This is a genomic window from Cryobacterium sp., from assembly GCF_025463825.1.
Taxonomy (GTDB): Bacteria; Actinomycetota; Actinomycetes; order Actinomycetales; family Microbacteriaceae; genus Cryobacterium.
Window position 1 is genome coordinate 22,055 of the sequence record NZ_JAODBG010000046.1, and the last position, 6,043, is coordinate 28,097.

Annotated in this window: 8 protein-coding genes and 1 pseudogene; 5 read left to right on the forward strand and 4 right to left on the reverse strand. The window is 68.6% G+C overall.

The features are described from left to right. Nucleotides 1–690, reverse strand: coding sequence for a VTT domain-containing protein (locus tag JWP54_RS05610; RefSeq protein WP_297368506.1), 690 nt, complete (start codon nt 688–690; stop codon nt 1–3). A 163-nt stretch (nt 691–853) separates the two neighbouring features. Between JWP54_RS05610 and JWP54_RS05615 the strand changes: the two genes are divergently transcribed. Both JWP54_RS05615 and JWP54_RS05620 read left to right on the forward strand, forming a co-directional pair. Further along, nucleotides 854–1,483 (forward strand): TrmH family RNA methyltransferase, encoded by a 630-nt coding sequence (locus tag JWP54_RS05615; protein WP_297368509.1) that lies wholly within the window; start codon nt 854–856, stop codon nt 1,481–1,483. 33 nt (nt 1,484–1,516) lie between these two features. Continuing rightward, a complete protein-coding gene (locus JWP54_RS05620; RefSeq protein ID WP_297368512.1) occupies nt 1,517–1,891 on the forward strand; it encodes a DUF4440 domain-containing protein in 375 nt (124 codons plus the stop codon). Between the two features lie 49 nt (nt 1,892–1,940). Here JWP54_RS05620 and JWP54_RS05625 read toward each other — a convergent pair whose 3' ends face one another. The 3 genes from JWP54_RS05625 to JWP54_RS05635 all read right to left on the reverse strand — a co-directional run bounded on the left by JWP54_RS05625 (nt 1,941) and on the right by JWP54_RS05635 (nt 3,472). After that, on the reverse strand, nt 1,941–2,600 hold the full coding sequence (locus JWP54_RS05625; RefSeq protein ID WP_297368515.1) for a cation transporter: 660 nt from the start codon (nt 2,598–2,600) through the stop codon (nt 1,941–1,943). Between the two features lie 7 nt (nt 2,601–2,607). After that, nucleotides 2,608–2,961: a helix-turn-helix transcriptional regulator gene (locus tag JWP54_RS05630; RefSeq protein ID WP_297368518.1), complete on the reverse strand. Its 354-nt coding sequence runs from the start codon at nt 2,959–2,961 to the stop codon at nt 2,608–2,610. 88 nt (nt 2,962–3,049) lie between these two features. Further along, nucleotides 3,050–3,472 carry a VOC family protein gene (locus JWP54_RS05635; RefSeq protein WP_297368521.1) on the reverse strand — a complete coding sequence of 141 codons (423 nt, stop codon included), beginning with the start codon at nt 3,470–3,472 and terminating at the stop codon, nt 3,050–3,052. A gap of 101 nt (nt 3,473–3,573) precedes the next feature. On the opposite strand from JWP54_RS05635, the pseudogene JWP54_RS05640 reads away from it, so the two are divergent. The 3 genes and pseudogenes from JWP54_RS05640 to JWP54_RS05650 all read left to right on the forward strand — a co-directional run. Continuing rightward, nucleotides 3,574–4,537 (forward strand): annotated as a pseudogene (locus tag JWP54_RS05640) (helix-turn-helix transcriptional regulator); the annotation flags it as partial. Between the two features lie 96 nt (nt 4,538–4,633). Beyond that, nucleotides 4,634–5,266: a TetR/AcrR family transcriptional regulator gene (locus JWP54_RS05645; RefSeq protein WP_297368526.1), complete on the forward strand. Its 633-nt coding sequence runs from the start codon at nt 4,634–4,636 to the stop codon at nt 5,264–5,266. Then, a partial coding sequence (locus tag JWP54_RS05650; protein WP_297368524.1) for an MFS transporter occupies nt 5,263–6,043 on the forward strand: 781 nt, incomplete at its 3' end. The genes JWP54_RS05645 and JWP54_RS05650, both read left to right, overlap by 4 nt.

A 6,043-nucleotide genomic window follows, 5' to 3' on the forward strand; every position in this document is an offset into this window, starting at 1 on the left:
CTATTCCCGCACGTCCTCGGGTAGTGTGACGGCGGACACCGGGGCGTTGCCGCGGTTGCGGAGGTTCTCCCGGCCGGCCTTGTAGAGCTCGGAGAGGATCGGGATGCCGGAGAGCAGCACGATGCCGATGATGAAGTACTCCGAGTAGTCGGCGACGAACTGGATCTGGCCGAGCAGGAAGCCCACCATGGTGAGGCCGACGCCCCAGGCGAAGGCGCCGATCAGGTTGAAGGTCAAGAAGGTGCGGTAGCTCATTTTGCCCACGCCGGCGGCGAGCGGCACGAAGGCGCGGAAGACCGGCAGGAACCGGGCGATGATCACGGCCTTGCCGCCGTGCTTGGCGAAGAACGCGTTGGTGCGCTCCACGTTCTTCGGGTTGAAGAACCGGTTCTGCTCGCGCGCGAAGACGGCCGGGCCGGCCTTCCGGCCGATGCCGTAGGCCAGTTGGTCCCCGGCGAACGCGGCGACGAAGATGACCGCGCAGGTGACGAAGATCGGGAACGGCACGTCGCCGGTTGCCGTGAGCAGGCCCACCGTGAAGAGCAGCGAGTCACCGGGCAGGAACGACAGGACGATGAAGCCGGTCTCGATGAACACCACGGCGGCGACACCCAGCAGCACGAACGAGCCGAACCAGCCGATCAGCCATTCGGAGTCGAGGAAGTCAATCCCAAAGAGTGTGGGGTGCATGGAGGTGAACCTTCCGGTCGGGGTCATGGTCACGGTCTCGATAGGATGGTGCCGACGCGGAAGCGGTCGAAGCCCCCGGTGCCGGCTGATACGCACCCTGCGCACAAGGCTAGCGAATCGGGTATGAACGGAAGCTGGGTGCGCGCCGGGATACGGTTGAGCAGTGCCCGAATCGTCGAACCTCACGCCAGAGCTCTCTACCAATGGGGTCGGCCCCTGGGTCGGCGAGTGGCCGGTCGAACCGTTCTATGACCCGGAGCTGCTCGAGCGCGGCGACACCCGCAACGTGATCGACCGGTACCGCTACTGGACGATGGCGGCGATCGTGGCCGACCTCGACGAGAAGCGCAACCCATTCCACGTGGCCATCGAGAACTGGCAGCACGACATGAACATCGGCTCCATCGTGCGTAGCGCCAACGCGTTCGGTGCCGACACCGTGCACATCGTCGGGCGCAAGCGCTGGAACAAGCGCGGCGCGATGGTGACCGACCGGTACCAGCACGTGATGCACCATCCGGATGTCGCGGCGTTCGTGGAGTGGGCCCGCACCGAGGAGCTGCCGATCATCGCGATCGACAACCTGCCCGGCAGTGTGATCATCGAGACCTTCAGCTTTCCGGAGCGTTGCGTGCTGCTCTTCGGCCAGGAGGGCCCCGGGCTGTCCCCGGAGGCCGTTGCCGCCGGTGACGCCCTGGTGGAAATCAGCCAGTTCGGCTCGACCCGCTCGATCAACGCGTCGGCCGCCGCCGCGGTCACGATGCACGCCTGGATCCTGCAGCACCGATTCTGACCACTTCAGCCCGCCGAGGTCTACCGTGGAGTCATGACTGTGATCACCGACGATCTCCCTGCCAGACTCCTGCATGAAGCCCACGAGGGATGGCGCGCCATCCTGGCCGGCAAGGGCGGTGACTACTACCAGCGCACCATGACCGGTGACGCCCTGCTGATCCTGCCAGGGGCGGTCGTCGGACGCGACCAGGTGCGCGCCGCGTTCAAGGCCGCGGCGCCCCTTGACCGCTACGAACTGCACGAGCCGGCCGTGATCCGCCTCGGCGAGCACGCGGGGGTGCTGGTCTACCGGTCCCTGGCGTGGCGGGGCGACGTGGCGACCGAGCTGCAGATGTCCACCACCTACCTCTTCGATGAGAACAACGGCGGCTGGTCGATTGCGGCGCACCAGGAGTCCCCGGTCTGATCGGGGCGGCCCGTCCGGCGGCGAACCGCGTTCACCGACGAGATCGGACCTACTCGGCCGCGCGCTTTCCGGTGAGCTCGGACACGGGAACCGTACACGCGTCACCCCTCCACGCCTCCAGGCCCTCCCTCACGGCGAAGCCGGCGATCACCAGCGCGGCGATCGAGTCCGCCCACGACCAGCCGAGCAGCGAATTGAGCAGCAGTCCCGCCAGCAGCGCGGCCGAAAGATAGCTGCACAACAGGGTCTGCTTCGAATCGGCCACGGCGGAGGCCGACCCGAGTTCCCGGCCGGTGCGGCGTTCGATGCAGCTCAGGACCGGCATGATCGCCAGGCTCACCGCGGCGAGGGCGATGCCCACCGGGCTGTGCTCGGCCTCGCGCACGCCAAACAGGGCCAGGGCCGCATCCACACTCACGTAGGCGGCCAGCGCGAAGAACGAGACCGCGATCACCCGTAATGCCGCCCGCTCCCGTTTTTCGGGGTCAGGGGCTGAGAACTGCCACGCGATCGCCGCGGCCGAGAGCACCTCCACGATGGAGTCGAGGCCGAAGCCCACCAGTGCGGCGGAGGACGCGATCGTGCCGGCCGACAGGGCGACCGCGGCCTCGATCACGTTGTAGCCGATGGTGACCGCGACGATCAGGTGGATGCGGCGCTGCAGCACCGCGCGGCGAGCCGGACCGAGGGCGGCGGTGGTCGTGGTCACCGTTACCTCAGTCCGTGCTGCCGCAGCAGAGCGGCACGTCGCAGGTTGGGTCGGTGCACGGCTCGCCGTCGTCGGTGGCCAGCACCACGTCGACGAGGGACGCCAGCGCGCGGGCGAGATGCGGGTCGGCGATCTCGTAGCGCGTCTGCCGACCCTCCGGCACCGCGGCGACCAGGCCGCAGCCGCGCAGGCAGCTGAGGTGGTTCGAGACGTTCGGCCGGGTCAGGTCCAGGGAGCGGGCGAGTTGGGCGGGGTACCCCGGGTGCTCCAGGAGGCTCAGCAGGATCCGGGACCGGTTGGGGTCGGCCATGGCCCGGCCGAGGCGGTTGACGACGTCGAGGGAGGTAGCAATGGTCAGCACACACTGACCATACAGCAGGCGCTGACCTTTGGGCTGATACGTGCCGGCGGTGGCAGGGCGTCAGCAGCCGCACCGCCGCCTCGTCAGGTCAGGACGCCCAGGCCACCTCGACGTCGAGCACCCAGGTGACGCCGAAGTGGTCGGTGAGCATCCCGTAAAGCGGTGACCACTGGGATGCCGCGAGCGGCTCGACGACTGTGGCGCCGGCCACGAGCTCTCCCCAATAGGCGCAGATCTCGGCGGCGTCGGCGCCGCGCACCGAGACGAACAGCGGAATTGTGCCGGGCTCGTAGGCCGTGGCCGAAGGCACGTCGAACGCCATGATCCGGAAGCCGTCCTCGGAGGTGACGGAGCCGAAGACGATCCAGTCGGCCTCGGCGGGATCCGTCGCGCGCTGGGCATCGGCGTAGCTGATGGCGACCAGCTGGCCGCCGAAGACGCCCGGGTAGAACTGCAGGGCGGCTCGGGCATCGCCGCGGAAGTTGAGGTGGGTGGTCGTCTGGATGGTCATGGCTGCTCCTGCGTTTCGGAGCCGGGGTGGATCCCCGGTCTCGAGCACTGTCCCAGCGGTAGAGGACAGGTTCGGTCCTCTACCTCGCCTACAGTGAAAATTTGCCTTCGACGACCTCGCGCATCCTGCTCCTGTTGTCGCTGCTGCGGGCTCGTCGGGACTGGCCGGGCCGGCTGCTGGCCGAACGCCTGGAGATCAGCAACCGTACGGTGCGGCGAGACGTCGATCGCCTCCGGGAGATGGGGTACCGCATCGAGGCCACGAGGGGCCGGACGGCGGCTACCGCCTCGACGCCGGGGCGGAGCTTCCCCCGCTGCTCTTCGATGACGACCAGGTGATCGCCATGACCGTGGCGCTCCAGGCTGCCACCGCCGCCGGTGCCGGCATCGAGGAGGCCGCCGTGCGGGCCCTCGCCACGGTTCGGCAGGTGCTGCCGGCGCGGCTGCGGCACCGCATCGACGCGCTCCGGTTCACAGCCATCCGCGATGCGGGCCGCCCCGGCGGGTCGGTGGCGCCTGACGTGCTCGTCGTTCTGTCGACCGCCGTGCGGGCCCACGACATCCTGCGCTTCGACTACCCGACTGCAGGGCCCGGCGACGCGGACGACGGACCACGCCCTCCGCGGCGCACCGAACCGCATCACCTCGTCACCGCATCCGGCCGCTGGTACCTCGTGGCCTAGGACCTGGACCGCGAGGACTGGCGCACCTTCCGGGCCGACCGGATTCGCCCGCGCACACCGACCGGGTCGCGCTTCGCCCCGCGCGAGCTCCCGGCGGCAGCGTCGCCGGCGTCGTCACGTCCCGGTTCGCGGGAGCGGACCCGGGCAACACGTGGCCGTGCGTGGGCACCGTCATCCTCAACCTGCCCGCTTCCGCCGTGCTGCCCTTCGCCGGCGACGGGGTCGTCGAGTTCCTCACGCCCGACCGGTGCAGCTATCAAGCCGGGTCGTGGTCGTGGGTTGCCCTGGCCGCATCGCTCGGTCGCTTCGACACCGACATCGAGGTCGTGAGCCCACCCGAGCTGGTGGAGGCCTTCGACCGGCTGGCCGCCCGTTTTGCCGGAGCGCCCCCCCCCCGCCGGCGGTGCTCTGACCCACGAACGGCTGCGGGCGCGAAAAACAGGTTGCACTCACGCCAGAATGATGCAAAACTGCACTTCATGTCAGAAAGTGCAACCACGACCAGGGTAGAGCGGCGGATGCGGAAGACCGCCGCCAGCCTCACCGCGGTGTCGCGCCGGCTCACCGCCGAGCACGGCCTCGCCGGGTTCACCATCGAGGAGGTCTGCGACGAGGTCGACGTGTCCCGCCGCACCTTCTTCAACTACTTCGCGTGCAAGGAAGACGCCGTGATCGGGGGGAACTCCGAGAGCGACTTCGAGTTACTCTCCGAGGCCTTCATGGCCGGAACGCCCGGCGACTGGTCCCGCGCCCTGCAGGACCTGGTCGACCTGGCCATCGCCCACATCGAATCCGACGATGTGGACGCGTCGACCCACACTGACTTCATGGCCGCCCTCGAACGTGAACCCCGCCTGCTGGCCCGCTTCCTCGGGGTGACCAGGGAGCGGGAACGTCAGATCCGCGCCCTCATCGCCCGGCGCGAAGGCGTCGAGGAGGACGACCCGCGTGCCGCGGCCGTGGTGACCATCATGGCCACCCTCATGCAGTCATCCGCCCAGCGGTTCATCGATCCCGCGAACACCCAGGATTTCGCCACAATTCTCACGACCTCACTCGCGGCGTTCCGCACGGTGCTGGCCGTCCCCACCCTGAAAGGCAACATTTCGTGACCACCACCATCGCGGAGCCCCTGCTCCTGACCAAACGGAGGATCTGGATCATTTTCGGCGCCCTCATCGCCGGCATGCTCCTCTCCAGCCTCGACCAGACCATCGTCTCCACCGCTATGCCCACCATCGTCGGCCAGCTCGGCGGAGTCGAGCACCAGGTCTGGCTCACCACCGCCTACCTGCTGGCCACCACCATCGTGATGCCCGTCTACGGCAAGTTCGGTGACGTGCTCGGCCGACGCAGCCTGTTCCTGATCGCGATCGCGCTGTTCACGATCGCTTCGGTCGGCTGTGCGTTCGCCGGCGACTTCACCCAGCTGGTGGTCTGGCGCGCTGTGCAGGGCCTCGGTGGCGGTGGCATGATGATCCTCTCGCAGGCGATCATCGCCGACATCGTGCCCGCCTCCGAGCGCGGCAAATACCTCGGCCCGCTCGGCGCCGTCTTCGGCCTGTCCGCCGTCGGCGGTCCCCTCCTCGGCGGGTTCTTCGTCGACCACCTCACCTGGCAGTGGGCGTTCTACATCAACATCCCCGTCGGCATCGCCGCGTTCGCGATCGCCTGGTTCACGCTCAAGCTGCCGAACAAGAGGGCCACCCAGCCCATCGACATCCCCGGCGTCGTGCTGCTCTCGGCCTTCACCGCCTGCCTCATCTTCTTCACCGACTTCGGCGGGGACTCCGCCCACGGCTGGGACGCCATCGAGACCTGGCTGTTCGGCGTCGGCATGATCGTCGCCGCCGGCCTGTTCGTGCTGGTCGAGTCGCGGGCGGTCGACC